The 15,761-nt window shown below is 48.7% G+C and carries 14 protein-coding genes; 10 read left to right on the top strand and 4 right to left on the bottom strand.

What is annotated here, in order from left to right:
- The first annotated feature begins 119 nt into the window (after positions 1–119).
- From C173_RS05085 to C173_RS05065, 5 genes are all read left to right on the top strand, one after another.
- Positions 120–1,499, top strand: a complete 1,380-nt coding sequence (locus tag C173_RS05085) for an FAD-binding oxidoreductase (protein ID WP_036722975.1) — start codon at positions 120–122, stop codon at positions 1,497–1,499.
- Between the two features lie 177 nt (positions 1,500–1,676).
- Entirely contained in the window at positions 1,677–2,345 is a 669-nt protein-coding gene (locus C173_RS05080; RefSeq protein ID WP_155991243.1) for a hypothetical protein, read from the top strand.
- A gap of 152 nt (positions 2,346–2,497) precedes the next feature.
- Positions 2,498–3,085, top strand: a complete 588-nt coding sequence (locus tag C173_RS05075) for a sigma-70 family RNA polymerase sigma factor (RefSeq protein ID WP_036722972.1) — start codon at positions 2,498–2,500, stop codon at positions 3,083–3,085.
- Complete coding sequence (locus tag C173_RS05070; RefSeq protein ID WP_036722971.1) at positions 3,072–3,833, top strand: DUF3600 domain-containing protein; 762 nt, start codon at positions 3,072–3,074, stop codon at positions 3,831–3,833. The genes C173_RS05075 and C173_RS05070 overlap by 14 nt, the downstream gene beginning before the upstream one ends.
- A 238-nt stretch (positions 3,834–4,071) precedes the next feature.
- A complete protein-coding gene (locus C173_RS05065; RefSeq protein ID WP_200869512.1) occupies positions 4,072–7,185 on the top strand; it encodes an ATP-binding response regulator in 3,114 nt (1,037 codons plus the stop codon).
- A gap of 118 nt (positions 7,186–7,303) precedes the next feature.
- On the opposite strand, the gene C173_RS05060 is transcribed toward C173_RS05065, so the two are convergent.
- The 3 genes from C173_RS05060 to C173_RS05050 form a co-directional block, all read right to left on the bottom strand.
- A complete protein-coding gene (locus C173_RS05060; RefSeq protein ID WP_036722970.1) occupies positions 7,304–9,019 on the bottom strand; it encodes an ABC1 kinase family protein in 1,716 nt (571 codons plus the stop codon).
- A gap of 103 nt (positions 9,020–9,122) precedes the next feature.
- Positions 9,123–10,406: an MFS transporter gene (locus C173_RS05055; protein ID WP_235191780.1), complete on the bottom strand. Its 1,284-nt coding sequence runs from the start codon at positions 10,404–10,406 to the stop codon at positions 9,123–9,125.
- Positions 10,407–10,523: 117 nt separating this feature from the next.
- On the bottom strand, positions 10,524–11,678 hold the full coding sequence (locus C173_RS05050) for an MFS transporter (protein ID WP_081751023.1): 1,155 nt from the start codon (positions 11,676–11,678) through the stop codon (positions 10,524–10,526).
- A gap of 252 nt (positions 11,679–11,930) precedes the next feature.
- Between C173_RS05050 and C173_RS05045 the strand changes: the two genes are divergently transcribed.
- Complete coding sequence (locus tag C173_RS05045; RefSeq protein WP_036722965.1) at positions 11,931–12,518, top strand: TetR/AcrR family transcriptional regulator; 588 nt, start codon at positions 11,931–11,933, stop codon at positions 12,516–12,518.
- Positions 12,519–12,547: 29 nt separating this feature from the next.
- A complete protein-coding gene (locus C173_RS05040; RefSeq protein ID WP_235191779.1) occupies positions 12,548–13,141 on the top strand; it encodes a suppressor of fused domain protein in 594 nt (197 codons plus the stop codon).
- Here C173_RS05040 and C173_RS05035 read toward each other — a convergent pair.
- Positions 13,138–13,491: a winged helix-turn-helix transcriptional regulator gene (locus tag C173_RS05035; RefSeq protein ID WP_036722964.1), complete on the bottom strand. Its 354-nt coding sequence runs from the start codon at positions 13,489–13,491 to the stop codon at positions 13,138–13,140. The two genes, C173_RS05040 and C173_RS05035, sit on opposite strands and share 4 nt — an antisense overlap.
- A gap of 191 nt (positions 13,492–13,682) precedes the next feature.
- Here C173_RS05035 and C173_RS05030 point away from each other — a divergent pair, with 191 nt between their 5' ends.
- The 3 genes from C173_RS05030 (at position 13,683) to C173_RS05020 (ending at position 15,759) form a co-directional block, all read left to right on the top strand.
- Complete coding sequence (locus tag C173_RS05030) at positions 13,683–14,051, top strand: DoxX family protein (RefSeq protein ID WP_036722963.1); 369 nt, start codon at positions 13,683–13,685, stop codon at positions 14,049–14,051.
- A 144-nt stretch (positions 14,052–14,195) separates the two neighbouring features.
- Positions 14,196–15,191: a zinc-binding dehydrogenase gene (locus C173_RS05025; RefSeq protein ID WP_036722962.1), complete on the top strand. Its 996-nt coding sequence runs from the start codon at positions 14,196–14,198 to the stop codon at positions 15,189–15,191.
- 166 nt (positions 15,192–15,357) lie between these two features.
- Positions 15,358–15,759, top strand: coding sequence for a VOC family protein (locus C173_RS05020; RefSeq protein ID WP_036722960.1), 402 nt, complete (start codon positions 15,358–15,360; stop codon positions 15,757–15,759).
- The last annotated feature ends 2 nt before the right edge of the window (positions 15,760–15,761 follow it).

Genomic DNA, 15,761 nt, shown 5'->3' with positions numbered 1-15,761 from the left:
CGAACGATATAGGAAAGCTGCTGCAAACTGGGCGTTTGCCGTTACTAGGACAGATCTCCCAACATAGACATAAGCTGATGAGAAATGCTTATGTCATGTGTAGGGATGGTGTAATATAGATGGCACAAAAGTTGAAAAAGAGAAGTACGCGGTTAACCGGAAGGATCGTTATTCCAGGCAATCCGTCGTACAATACGGCTAGAATGGAGTTCAATAGGCGCTTCTCTAAATTTCCAAGGGTCATTGTTTTTTGCCAACGAACTCAGGATGTGATCAACGCAGTCAAATGGGCACGTGAGCGGGGCATACGGCTGCGGGTACGTAGTGGACGGCATAGCTATGAAGCCTTCTCGGCTGTAAGTGGCGGTATTATTATCGATGTGAGCGAGATGAATAAGGTTAGGGTTGATCGGAAAAACAGAGTGGCCATTGTCCAAACGGGTAATCCGCTTGCCCGTGTGTACAAAAAGCTGTGGAATAAGCGGGTGGCAATTCCGGCGGGGACTGCTCCGGATGTAGGCGTAGCGGGGCTTACCCTTGGAGGGGGCATTGGACTACTTTCCCGTAAATTTGGACTTACGTGCGATAACTTGAAGCAAGTGAAGATGGTCGTAGCTTCGGGGCGATATGGGGCAAAGACGATTGTGGCAAACAGGAAAAAGCATTCCGATCTGTTGTGGGCATCACGAGGCGGAGGGGGAGGGAACTTTGGCGCTGCTACAGAATATACATTTCGGGTTAGACCGATTTCATCAGTTTCTATATACAGTATTACGTGGAAATGGCGTGATCTTGAGAAGGTGTTCCCGGCATGGCAACGCTGGGCCCCATCTGTCACGAACCGTCTAACCTCAACCATCGAGGTGTCTGCCAAACAAGTGGGCACCATTGTATCTACCGGGCAATTGCTTGGCGGTGCAGAGGAGCTGCGCCGATTGATTAGACCGCTCTTGCGAGCAGGCACTCCGGTGAAGGTGATGGTGAAGACAGTGCCTTTTATTGAAGCGACCAAATTTTTTGCCGAAGCGGACCTGAATTTGGAACCAAAGTTTAAAATAACCGGGGCCTACGGATTCCAACCATTGCCGCCTGAAGGAGTACGAATTATACGCGACTTTTTATCTAAAGCACCCAACAGGCACTCTAGCGTGTGGAGCCAGAGCTTAGGTGGTGCAGGAAGCGCGGTGAGTCGAGTATCGCCTGCTGAAACGGCCTATCCTCACCGGAAGGCTGAGACAATCTACGAACTGTCAGCCCGGTGGAGAAACAGCAGGGAGCAGGAGCGGAATATTCAGTGGGTGGAAAGGTTCCGCAGAGCGTTGCGTCCCTTTGTTAAAGGGGATTATGTGAATTTTCCCGATTTGCAGATTAAGAACTGGCCCAAGGCGTACTATGGCGAGAACTTTGGCCGATTGAAGCAGGTGAAGCGAAAGTACGATCCTCATAATGTGTTTCGTTTTGCTCAGAGTATTCCAGTCGGTAAACAGATCAGAAAATGACAATATGTTCTCCACGGTGAGTTTAGAAAACTAATCAACAAAGATGCGGCTGGAGCGTAGTACACTAAATCGGGTCGTATCTTTGTTAATAATCATTAAGCAAACGGGCAGTTTTTTGGAGAAACATGATATCATTAAGGAGCGGGACTGCTCAAAGTACGGGTTTAAGGAGATAAAATCATGAAGAAAAAGAAGATTGCTTGTTTACACGCCCACTATTCAAATATCCAGTATATTCAAAACGCTCTTACCTCTGATGAGTTGGAATTGGTTCATTTTGTGGATCCTGGTTTGATGAGTAGAATTACATCAGATAAAAATTTCGATGAAGGACAAGCCAAAAATAAAGTCATCGAACAAATAGAATGGATATCACAAGCAAATGTTGAGGCTATTCTTATCACATGTACTAATTATATTGCTCTTCTTGAAGAAAACCGGCTTCATACATCTATTCCCATAATAAAAATTGATGAGCCTTTCTTTAGTTCGGTCTGCAGTATTACAGAACCACAAGTTCTATTATTCACTAATCCAGCAACCGTCGCAGGGACAATGAGCAGGCTTAATGAATTTGCTTCTATACAGGATAAGCCAATTCATATTGAGGCACGTGTCATAGAGAATACATTTGAGCTAATCATGCAAGGTAAAAATGAGCAATACGTTGAAGAATTATCAAAGTACATAAAGGGGATACTTGCATCAGAAAAAAACAAGAAAATTTCTGTTGCACAATTATCTATGGTGGAATCAGCCGTTAAAGTTGAGCAAGAATTAAATGTGAAAATCGGGAATCCGTTGGATTCACTGATAATACATTTCGAGAGCTTGTTGCTCAACTAACGGGGAATGTGAACATTAGGCAGACAACATTAAACCGATCAAAATCCTTAGTGGACTTTGATCGGTTTATTCCGTATTTTTCCGAAGAAAAATCGAACGAAATATTCTTTATTCCCCAATATATAGTGTAAGACCGAAGGGAGGGGTGATGAATGGAGCATCCAAAAGAATATTCTCAGCTCATTACGCTTACGCTAGCCGGCAGTCGTGAAGCATTTAGTGAGCTATATGAAGCTACGATTAGGGATGTATATCAAACCGTTCATTTCCTCGTTCGCGAAACAACTGAGGTGGATGATATCGTTCAGGAGATTTATATTCAAATGCGCAGATCTCTTGACCATTTTGACATCAGTCGTCCCTTTAGACCCTGGCTTATGGGAATAACAGTGCGACAAATTCATGCCTACCGGAGAAAGAGATGGACGCATCTCCGAATTCTTAAGAAGGCAGAGCAGGTCAATTTGGTGGTGGAGCCTGAATTCACAAGTAAGATTGTCGACAAGATCTCTAACCACTCCTTGCTTGCTAGCGTAGATAGTCTTCCGTATAAGCTGAAGCAGGTGATTATTCTGCATTATTTAAATGAATTATCGCAGGAGGAAAGTGCCGTAATCCTCGGGATTCCTCTAGGTACCGTGAAATCCCGTATTCATGCTGCACTGCGCAAGCTTCGTCAGAAGCCAGAGAATCAGACTCTTTTTAAGGGAAAGGTGGAGGATCTGCATGAATTTCAATGAAAAGCTGCGAACAGTTCTGCAGGAAGAGGCCAGAAATTTAAATGCCACACCGGAACTGAAGGAGAGAATACTAAATCAGACCGTAACCGGACAAGGGGGAAAACGAATGAAAAAGAAGTGGATCGTAGCAGGCGTTTTGGCAGCTACTTTATTAATTCCTACTGGAGCGTTTGCCGGATATCATTATCTGGCGGATAGTATGTATGGTTCGAAAGAAGCAGCTGCTACGATTGGCCTAAGCCAGCAGAAATATGAGGAGTTAGAGGCCAAGCTGCAGAGGTTGAAGCATAATTTTAGCGAGGAAGAAGCTGCCAAGGTTATGTCCTTATTGAAGGAATTAGGCGATTACAATCTGCTTGCGGCAGATTCCAAGGGGAGTTTTCACATAGAACGGCTTAATGCAGAAGATCAGAAGGCTTACAAGAAATTACTGGTGGAGCTTGAACCGTATTTCAAGAAAATGAACGAAACGGATAAATCCAAGGCAAAGGTATCTGGCACAGATCGTGGCGCTTTCTGGGATAGCTTGCTTGAGAAGGCTGAACAGAGACTCACTAAACAGGAGTATAGGGAGCTTGAATCCATAATAAATGAGTTGAAAAGCTATGATGCCAAGGTAACTGATGCAGACGGAAGTGTTCATATGGATCGGTTGTCGACAGAAGAAATACAAAAGCAAGAGAAGTTATTGGAGGTGCTCACTCCTTACGTTGATAAGATAGACACAATGATGAAACCGAGCTCTTAACCCTTACTCTCTCAGCATGGCTTAAAAATCAGTCATTATAAACCAAAACTCGCAGGAGCTTTATTTATCAGCAAACTGACCATAGAGCAGGGTAGGTCGGGAGGGTGCGTAAATGGGCTTTTGCGAGTTTTTTGTGCTACAAAATTTCTTAGCAAAAAACTACATGAAGCCGATAGATAAAGAAGAAGAAATGAGTAGGAGAGGGATACTCTTGGCTAATTTTTCATGGGGTCACCAAATGAAAATGAAGTACATCTTTTTATTCCTGGGGTTACTATTAGTTGTTCTATCAGGCTCACGCTTATTATGGATGGAGTTGTTTGGCGGTTTACAACAGGATTCGATAAAAAACGGGGAACTCCATTTGCGTAATTGGAATGCAGAAGACGGGCAGATTGTTTTGCTTGACGGGGAATGGGAATTGTATTCCTCATATTGGTTCAAGGATGGCAAAAAGCAGCAGGGCTTGGCCTTGAGTGAGCCAAGGATGATTCAAGTTCCAGGGGGATGGAACCAAGCTGTGCATCCCGGGACCTCTACTCCATATGGATTCGGCTCGTACCGCTTACGAATATATGTGAATCCGCAGCAGGATCTCAACTATAGTATTCGTGTGCCAAGTATACGCACTTCGTCGGAAGTATACGTAAACGGCCGGTTACTGGCTAAATCCGGGCGGGTAGCAGATTCAGAAGAAGTCTCTATCGCTAAGAATCTTCCGTATTCTACAACCTTTAGGGCCGACAAAGATGGTGTAATCGAATTGGTAATTCAAGCGTCCAATTATGTGGATAGCCGGAGCGGTGGCATTGTCCGGTCTATTAAATTCGGGACAGAAGAAGCAATTACCCAGGAGATGAAACTTTCGGTATCTATGCAGGTTCTGACAACGGTTATCTTTCTGATCCATTCTGCCTATGCGTTTATATTATTTGTATTGGGTAACAAGCAGACAAAGTTGCTGTATTTCTCTTTGCTGACATTCTCTTTCACACTAAGCGGTGCGTTAAGCAGTGATGAGAAGCTGTTCCATCAAATCATTTATATCGGCAACGTATGGGATTTCCGGCTATCCAATGTAGCTTTTTTAGTTGGAGCCTATGCATTATTGGAGTGTACGAATCATCGCGAACTAGCTCTTTGGCACAGAATATATCCTGTATTTAGGGCACTGATCTTGGGGACCGCAGGGATTACGCTATTGTTGGATACATATCAGTTAACCAGCATCTTCCCTGTGTATAATCTGCTAGGCGGTACTGCTGGAGTCGTTGCAACGATTGCGATCTGTAGAACAGTGGTCAAGGATATGAGAGGGAATCTGTTATTGTTGTTCTCCATCCTTGCGTTGATCCATCATGTGATCTGGATGCTCTTCTGGCGGGAGGGCGGTTATAATCTTCTCTATTATCCGTTTGATTTGATTATTTCAATGGGGTGTTTGGCCTCAGTATGGTTTAGGAATTATTTTAAAATGTACGAAAACACGAATGAGCTAGCAACAACCTTGCAAAGAATGAATGATCATAAGGATCAATTCCTGGCGAATGTTTCACATGAGTTCAAAAATCCGCTGCACAGCATGCTCAACCTATCACAATCTGTTATGAAACGGGAACAGCATGTAATGCAGGCAAGAAGCATCAAAGAGCTTGAAACTGTTTCTTCTGTAGGGCACCGGCTAACCTTGATATTAAACGATTTGATTGATGTGATGAGCCTGCGGGAAGGCAATCCCCGTATCAGCAAAAAGGTTATACCGATCCAGCCGATCGTGACGGGAGTACTTGATATGCTGCAATTGAATGCAGAGGTGAAATCTATACAAATTACAAATCAAATTCCTAAAGATTTTCCTCTGGTCCATGCAGATGAGAACCGGATTATTCAGATCCTCTTTAATTTACTTCATAATGCTGTGAAATACACAAATGATGGATTTATTTTGATTTCGGCTTATGTAAACGACGGGAGGGCTTATATCGTTGTTGCTGACACCGGAATTGGAATGGATGAGGACATGCTTAAATGCCTATTCCATCCATACGAGCAAGCCAACACAACGGAGACCATGATTGAAGGCGGCTTCGGGTTAGGGCTGAGTATAAGCAAACAACTGGCGGAGCTTCATGGGGGCACATTGGATGTAACCTCCATTAAAGGAGAAGGTTCGCAATTCAGCTTCTCTTTACAACTGGCAGGCTTGGAAGCGGAGGCGGAGAGTGCGCCGGCCAAATCTTTTGAACCGTTACCCATATCTGCTGTGGCAATTCAAGAACCTGTTCCAATGAACATGGACAACGCAAGCCCCCTGAGTGATGAGACACCGGCAACGTTCTTCAAGATGGATTCCGACCGTCCGGTTCTATTAATTATTGATGATGATCCTGTTAACCTTCAAGTGCTTGAAGCCATACTGCCACCAGACGAATATGATACAACCATGGTAACCAGTGCCAGACAGGCGTTGGCTATTCTGGGCACGAAGGAATGGGATGTGGTAATCTCTGATATCATGATGCCGATGATGTCCGGATATGAACTGACACGAAGGATTCGTGAGCGATTTACCTTCACAGAGCTTCCTGTTCTGCTTCTTACTGCAAGAAGCCAGCCACAGGATATACATAGCGGTTTCCTGGCGGGAGCTAACGATTATGTGACGAAGCCGGTAGAAGCCATAGAACTTAAATTGCGGATACAGGCGCTAACGACGATTAAGCAATCCATTCGGGAACAGCTGCGATTAGAGACTGTATGGCTGCAAGCCCAAATTAAGCCTCATTTCTTGTTTAATGCTTTGAATGCTATATCAGCGTTAACGGATATTAATCTGGAGAAGATGCGTGATTTGCTTGATGAATTCACTAATTATCTGCGAAACAAATTTAAATTCCAGAACATTGAAAGTCTTGTTCCGGTTGCAGAAGAGCTGAGTTTAGTGCGTTCTTATTTATATATTGAACAGGTGCGGTTTGAAGAGAGGCTGCAGGTGATTTGGGAGATTGATGATCACAGGTGCATCAAAGTCCCGTTTCTTACGATTCAGCCTCTCGTTGAGAATGCAATTAAACATGGAATTATGAAGCGCAAGCGTGGAGGCAGCATTGTCATACGTATTTCTTTCGTGGAGACCCGGGCAGAGATCACAGTTAAAGATGATGGGGTCGGAATGGATGAGGTTCAATTGCAGCGATTATTGGAAAGGCGTAAAAGCAGTAGTTCCGGCGTTGGATTAATCAATACGGATCAGCGCTTGAAGCGGCATTTCGGAACAGGCCTTCATATCACAAGCTCGCTGGATGCAGGGACAACGGTAACTTTTCACGTTCCGCTCAGCAGTAATGAATAAAAATGATGAGATCGGCCGGAAGGATGAAGCCGAAACGGTACCGTCCTTTAAAAGGACGGTACCGTTTCCACTTGTACAGTTTAGTTTCGTACGCAGCGTTAATGTTATCCACATTTCGTTATCCACGTGATTTAGACTTCGGCTTCTCCAAGCGGCTACGTTCACGCATAGCGTTGATTTGTCTGGCATGTCTTTCGTCCCGGCGGCCTTGTCTCGTTCGGAGTTGGCTCAGCATAACGAGCAGGCCCAGGGTGCCGAGTACATAAGAGACGATGGGATTCACTTCATTCCACAGGTTGACCCCGGCCAGAAGTAATACTGCGCCAATGATGGTGGCAATCAACCGCTGTGTATTTTTATTCTGCGTCTCGATTAATTTTTGCTCGAGGGAGCTCGCCAGCTTGACCCTTAAGCCTCCGCTATCCATTTTATCGATTGCAGACATGAACTTCTTGGTCGTTGGAAGGATGTCTTTGAGCATATTCTTGCCATCCTCTACAACTTTGGAGATGACACTTCCCCGCAGATCCCTCCGCACCACCTGTTCCACATAAGGCTTAACCGTCCCGACCAGATCAAGATCCGGGTCCAGTCCGGTACAGAGTCCGTACACGGTGCCTATGGCTTTGCCCAGGAATGTGGTATTGGCAGGTAATTGAAAAGGCTGGGAGTAAAGGAAATTACGCAGTTCTTCCACATTGTCGCCTGATGTCACAAAACTCAGATCGAACGTATCGCCGTTGATTTGTTCGAATAATAACGTAAGATTCCTGGAGAAGACCTCCAGATCTACATTGCGTCTTAAAAATCTCAACCGGTTCAGGGCATCGATGGCACCGTGGGCGTCTTTTAAATATACGGCCAGCAGAAGGGCTACCATCTGGGTCTTCATATCACGGGCGATCCGCCCGACCATTCCAAAATCAATCAAGGCGATGGTGCCGTCAGGCTGCACGAGCACATTGCCCGGGTGCGGGTCTGCGTGAAACAAGCCATTCAATAAAATCTGTTCCACGAACATTTCGATCAGCGATGTTGCCAGTTGGGTCCGGTCTACCCCCCAAGCCTCGAGCTTGGCGAAATCATTGATTTTGACACCTTCCATAAACTCCATGGTCAGCACCTGCGATGTAGTACAGGACCAATGGATGTGCGGAATCACGACATCCTTCCGGTGGGCTAGCTGCTGCTTGAACTCTTCGGCATTACGCCCTTCTTGCTGATAGTCGAGCTCCTCCATAATGGTGTCATGAAACTCATCATACACGGCATCAAGGTCCATGAAGTCTGTAATCATCTTCTGGCGCTTCAATAACGAAATAGCGACCTGAATGGATTTCCAATCAATCGCGATAATGTCCTCCACCCCAGGCCGCATCACCTTCACGGCGACTTGCTCACCTGTCCGTAAGGTGGCCCGGTGGACCTGTCCGAAGGATGCTGCTGCAATAGGAGTCTCGTTGAACTCAGCATACATCTTGCTGATGGATACCCCGAGTTCACGCTCTACCTTCTGCTCGATCTCGGAGAAATCTACGAATTCTACAGAATCCTGCAGCTTGGACAATTCTTCAATAACTTCCTTCGGCAGCATATCCACCTGCGCACTCACATGCTGCCCAAGCTTGATAATTAGCCCGCCCATATCCATGGCGGTTGTCGTGAAATACGCTGCCTGCTTGCGGTATAAGGCCCGTTGCTTCGCTGCAAAGCGCCGCCTTGACATCACAACCTTCAGCTTGCCCAGCCACCAGAAATCCCAGGCGAACTTGAAAATCATCCGCATGGTTCTTCTGAACCTTGCATCCTTCATTAATTTCAGGAATTCGCTCATACTTGTTCATCTACCACAGAGTCATTATGCTGCATCCCAAATCTCTCCTTCTAATCATCCATGAGCCTAATTGTATGATATTTCATACCAGACAGATATACAATTAAAGGCTTGAGCGGCTGGCTGCTGATGACTCAGGTTCGTCCCTGAATGCCCGGCGGCCGAGCAAGCCGACCACCAAAGCCAGCGATGTCAAAACCGCCGCCAGCAGATACAGGTTGACGATCCCGAACCGTTCGGCCAGTCCCGCCATGACCAGCAGCGAGATGCAGAACACCAGATGCAGCAGCGAGGCTTGCGCCGACAGCACCTTGGGCAGCATCTGCTTACTGGTGCTGCGCTGGATGAGGGTACGCCGGTTAATCACCGACAGCTCCGCGAACGGTCCCATCAGCAGGACAAGGACCAGTGCTATATACGGCTGGGTATTCAGAGCATACACCATGGTGAGCAGGCCATAGCCCGCCATACCGATGAGCATCGCCCCCAGATAACGGTTGCCGATGAGACGCGCTGCCGACAGGACCAGCAGCCCGCCGCCGACCGTTCCTGCGAAATAGGCTGCGTTAATGAAGCCCCACCATTCTTCGCCTTGCTTCAGCGCCACCTGGACGAAGGCCAGCGTGAACGCACCGACCCAGACCGAGCCTCCAAGCATGTCGATGATGTCCATGAAGGTCAGCATCCGCAGGCGGGGCATACGCCAGATGACTTGCCAGCCTTCGGTCAAGGTCTTCCACTTCGAAGCGGATGGGGGTACCGGCTCCAAGCCCGCCGGCTGCCCCTGCATCTGAGCCATTGCTTCTGCTGGTTCTCTCACGCCAAGCGTAAATGCGGCCGCCAGCCCATAGATGGCCGCTGTCAGCAGCAGCGCCGGGCTGGGCCCAAGGAATGCGACCAATAGGCCGCTCAGTCCCCAGCCCGCAAACTGCACGACCTGATCGCTGACGCTGATCAGACCGTTGGCTTGAAGCAGCCCTTCCTCCCGCGTTACAAGCCGCGGCACCAGCGCATTACGGGCTGGAACGGTCCAGCCATCGAGGAAGGACATGACGAAGACCAGAGCAAAGACAAGTGTGAGTGAAGCAGCCGCGCCGTTAAGCTGCAGATACAGAGCCAGCAGCACAAACAGCAGGAACTGGCCTGTCTGTGAGATCAGCAGCAGTGAGGGCAGCTTGATCCGGTTGATGAGCAGCGGCGCAATGAAGCCGCTCACCATCTGGGCCGAGCTGCGCATCAGCGGCATCAGGGCCGCCGAGACAAGGGAATCCGTCCGGTCCAGCACCAGCACTGTCAGGGCCATAATATACAAGACATCGGCAGCATTCGCCGCCGTCTGGGTCGTCCAGAGATAATAGAAGGAACGTGTTAACAAGCGTGGTCTCAAGAAATTTCGGGCCTCCATTTCTGCATCCATAACGTCAAATGTAAGATAAGGATAACAATAATGGAAATTTAAGATTTTGACAAACCTCACTAAGGGAATATGAAGCCGTTAGATTGTTCATTTCATATGACGGGTTAACGCCCAGAATATCAGAGCCAGAGCACTGACCATTGCACCGAGCAGACACACTCCGTTCCAGCCCCAGTATGCATACATACTGGTCGAAGCAATCGATCCGGTGGCGCTGCCAATCGAATAGAAGACCATGTAACCGGCAGTAAGCCTGCTGCGGGCTTCCGGGCGCAGATGAAGGATCATGCTCTGGTTGGTGACGTGTACGGCTTGTACGGCCAGGTCAAGAAGGATAATCCCAATGATTAACGCGAGCAGCGAATGCGGAGTATAACTGATTGGCAGCCATGAAAGAAGCAGCAGAGTCAATGCCACGCCGGTGGTCTTTTGCCCCAAACCCCGATCGGCCAGACGGCCTGCCCGCGCTGCTGCTAACGCCCCGGTAACTCCGGCGAGACCAAACGCTCCAATCGCGGTATGTGACAGGGACAGCGGCGGAGCGCTGAGCGGCAGCACCAGGGAAGTCCACAAGATACTGAATGCGGCGAAAATCAGCAGGCATAACACAGCACGGATTCGCAGCAGCCGTTCTTGTGCGAATAGCGTGAACAGTGAACGGAGAAGCTGCGGATAGGATAAGGATTCTCTCCGGGGCTCAGACTGCGGCAGGACCCTGAACAATACACCTGCCATGATTAACGTGAGTCCTGCGGAGACAAGGTAGACCGAACGCCAACCGGCCAGATCCGTTAACGCGCCGGCGAATGTCCGCGCCAGTAGAATACCAATGACAATTCCGCTGGTCACCACACCGACCGTGCGCCCGCGTTCAGCCGGGGCAGCCAAGGTGGCTGCGAATGCAACAAGCGTCTGTGTCACTACTGCAAGCAGTCCGACCGTAGCTATACCTATGAATAACACCATGCTGGTGGGGGCAGTGCCCACAACAACCAAAGCCAGCACGGATACCAGCATCTGTCCGGTAATCAGCCAGCGCCGACCCAGCAGATCACCCAGCGGCACCAGCAACAGTAGTCCGATGGCGTAACAAATCTGAGTCACTGTAATCACGATGCCGACGGAAGAATGCGTAATCCCGAATTCGCTGGAGATCGCGTCCAGTAAGGGCTGGGCGTAATAAATGTTGGCTACCGCCAGTCCGCAGGTGATGGCAAATAAGAGCGCAACCTTACGGGTCATTAAAGATGCAGATACTGGTTCTGCTGCTACGTCATTAAATTTCGGTTCTTTCACAAAGCCCGCCAAACATAACGCCTCCTTCGATATATGGATATAATAACATACTGATCGGTATGAAATAATTCCTGATAAATATACCGCTAACCAAAATTAATTGTCAAGGAGTAACTGTGTATGTTCACTCTGATTGACAGGAGGATCTGCGGCAAATACAATCGTAATATACCATTCGATATGAAATGAGGGAGTTCTATGGCCCGACCGCGTGAATTTGATCAGGATAGGGCGCTAGAGGCAGCTATGCATGTATTTTGGGAAAAAGGGTTCGAAGCGGCCTCCTTAAGCGACTTAACCGCAAGAATGGGCATTCAGCGTCCAAGCCTATACTCTGCCTTTGGAGATAAAAAGGGATTATTTGAAGCTGCCCTGCGAAAATATACGAGTTCCCATGCCGCCTATGTCCGGGGCAGTCTGCACAAGCATTCTTCGGTGAAAGAGGCATTCCGTATTTTTTTTGAAGATGTGGTGTCCAAAGAATATGAGAAAAGCCCGAGCACGGGGTGCTTCTGTATTAATTCAATGGTGGAACTGGCTCCCCATGATGAGAAATTTGAGATCCTGACCAGGGAACATCAGATGTATCTCTCGGTGATTTTCCAGGAAACGCTTGAACGGGGTATACAGTCAGGGGAGCTGGATGCAGGGATAAATGCCAAGAATCTGGCGCAGACGCTGGTCATTTCGTTAATAGGACTTACGGTGTTCCTGAAGTCCCGTCCGGATAGGGTAGTGATTGATAACTTTGTGAAACAGATACTTACTTTAGTAGCCATAGCTTAATCAAAAGAAGGTAGGTGATTGCTATCTTTATGGAATCAAGCAAAGAGAGGGAGTTCTCCTTCGATATCCGCAGAACAGTGATCTTAGGTGCATACATGCGGGATTGGCAGATGCCGGAATGCCGGATCATCTTAAGCAAGCCCGATACAGCCGTCCATGTTGAGGTTTACTATTTTCCGGCTGTGGACGAGACTAGGGTGGCGAGGTTCGCAACAGTTGGGTTATCCGCGGCTCACCGCCCGAATGGACAAGCTGTGGGTACGGAGTGGATGATGGCTCTAACCTCTGACTTGGGCGGAGAGCCTGTGGACCGGATATTTACCTATCTCTGTGATCTTATCGCCCATCATATAGAGGGTGCAGGTGATTCACGGATACCTAGAGTGATGGAAGAGAGTCCGCTGGCCCCGGCTAACTGGACAACTACTGCCCTGTTGCTGGATGAGCTGAGGGGAGAAAGTGAAGAGCTGGAGGAGATTCAGGTCGGGAGCGAGAGGGTTGAGATCCTATGGGCGCTACCAGTCACGGCGCAGGAGGCCGCATTAATCTTAAGTGAAGGCGTGGAGGCCTTTGATTCCTACATCGAAGAGATCGAGCATTCCATTATTGATCCGCGGCGCTAGTCAGACTCCAGTTCGCCGATACGTTCTGCGCTGTATAACTGGTTCAGATGCTCGATGTGGTTGACTCCCCAATCATTCATGGCCTGCATAATGCCTGACAGGCTTCGCCCGTATTCCGTGATGGAGTATTCCACCTTCGGCGGGATTTGGTGGTAAATCTCACGGTGGACAATATTATGGTATTCCAGCTCACGCAACTGCTGTGTGAGCATTTTTTTGGTGATCTCAGGAATGGCCCGCTGTAATTCGCTGAATCTCATAGCTCCGTTATTGAACAGGCGCAGCAGAATGACAGGCTTCCATTTCCCCACGAAGATTTCTAATGCGGATTCGAATTTGCAGTAGGTCATATCGCTGCCCCCTTGATTCACGTAAGGTATCTTTGAAGTAACTAGGTTTAATTAAAGTGTCTACTTCTCATGGGAAACCCTTCATATTATTATGCAGCTAAGGTTTCTGTAGCGCAAGAAGAACCGCCTGCCCGGGTGGAGGGGACCCGGATGCGGCTTGCGTAAACATATGAGAAGGAGTGACATTGTATATGAATATCGTGTTATGGGTCTTACAGATTGTTCTAGGTGCGGGGTTCTTGTATTCGGGTTGGCTGAAGGCATTTCAGTTGGACTCGGCCCGCGCGGCCTGGAGCTGGGTGAATGATGTGCCGCAGGGGCTGGTTATGGGAATCGGCATCGCTGAGCTGCTGGGGGTCTTAGGGTTAATTTTGCCGCTGGCTCTTCGCATCCAGCCGCAGCTTACCCCGCTCGCCGCTATGGGTCTGGCTGCTGCCGCAGGCTCCGGTCTGGTCTTCCATCTATTGCGGGGCGAACCGAATGTGTGGATCAACATCATCTTTATAGTACTGGCGGTCATCATTGCTGCCGGCCGATTCCGGCTGTTGCAGGGAGGTTAAGCCCCGTCCCTTGACCACGCTGGATGGATTACTACAGCTATCATTATTAATGATACTCACCTTCTCTTCTAATCATTTTACCTAACCGCTGTAACAGCCTACACTTTGTATGAAGCCACTACAGCGTAACAGGAGGATATGAAGATGAAGGCAATTACACTTGGACCGCAGGGTCTGAAATATACGGATCATCCGGACAAGCGTCCTGAACAGAGGCAGGTCAAGGTAAGGCTACAGACAGCAGGACTCAATCACCGGGATTTGTTCATTATCGCTGCTGCTTCTGCTACAGAAGGTGCGTCTGGTCCGATTCATCCTTGCGTGCTTGGTTCAGACGGGGCTGGCGTTATTGAAGAGACGGGTGAAGGGGTAAGTGGATTATCTCAGGGAATGGAAGTCATCATTAATCCATGTCTCGGATGGAATCGGGCGGATGAGGTACCTGTGGTTCCTGACATATTGGGTTACCCTGCAGACGGGACTTTTGCGGAATATGTGATTGTGCCTGAGCAGAATGTTGTGCCTAAGCCAGCGTATCTGTCCTGGGAAGAGGCGGGTGTGTTACCCCTAGCGGCACTTACTGCGTATCGGGCGTTATTCACTAGAGGGGGCCTGAAGCGGGGCGACCATGTGCTGATTCCGGGCATTGGCGGCGGAGTGGCTACGTTTGCTGCTCTAATGGCGGCAGCGGCTGGGGCGCAGGTTACGGTCACGTCCAGAAGTGAAGCGAAGCGTGCGCAAGCTCTACAATTACCGGTTACACGGGTTATAGACAGCAACAGCCGTTGGCGGGAGGAGCTTCAGAGCAACCCTGTAGACCTGATCCTGGATAGCGTGGGTCCTGCGACATTCGAGCAATACTTCGAGGTCATCAAGCCGGGCGGGAGAATCGTCATGTTCGGCGCAAGCTCAGGCGATGATCTCACCATTCCGGCCAGAGCGATATTCTTCCCGCAGCTTCAGGTGCTTGGAACATCCATGGGCAGCCATGAAGAGTTCACCGCGATGCTTCGGTTCATGGAGCAGCATCAGATACACCCTATCATGGATAGCGTGTATTCCTTAGCGGAGACTCCGCTTGCACTTCAGCGGATGGAACGCGCGGAGCAGCTCGGGAATATTGCCCTTAGAATAGGCTAAGGGTACAGAGACAGGACATGCAGGCGCTACTGATTCGGCCCGATTGCCTTGCGCCAGCTGAATGTGATCGGTTTTTCGTCTACACTAAAAACGCTACTGACATAACGTTGTCAGTAGCGTTTTTTTATCATTAGACATGTACACATTCAAGAGAGGATGAACACTTATGAATTTCGCTTCGATACGCATCATTACTGACGACATCGATCGTCTGGTTGAGTTCTATGAGCAAGTGACAGGGGTGACGGCAGAGCGGCCCGCTCCGGTATTTGCGGAATTCGTTATGCCCACATGTACTCTGGCCATCGGCCACTCCAAGACAGCACAGCTATTCGGCGCAGATGCTGTAGTGGCGGGAAGTAACCGCACGGTTATTATGGAGTTCCGCGTTGACGATGTTGAAGCGGAGTATGCACGCTTGAAGCCAGCTGTTGAGGATTGGGTACAGGAGCCAACCACGATGCCGTGGGGGAACCGCTCGATGCTGTTCCGTGATCCCGACGGCAACCTGGTGAACCTTTTTCAGCCGGTGACGGAGGATGCAATGAAACGGTTTGCTGGCAGGTAATA

It is taken from the genome of Paenibacillus sp. FSL R7-277 (genome assembly GCF_000517965.1).
Classification (GTDB): domain Bacteria; phylum Bacillota; class Bacilli; order Paenibacillales; family Paenibacillaceae; genus Paenibacillus_AQ; species Paenibacillus_AQ silagei.
The sequence above is the reverse complement of the archived record's forward strand: the minus strand, read 5'-3'. Positions and strand labels throughout refer to the sequence as shown.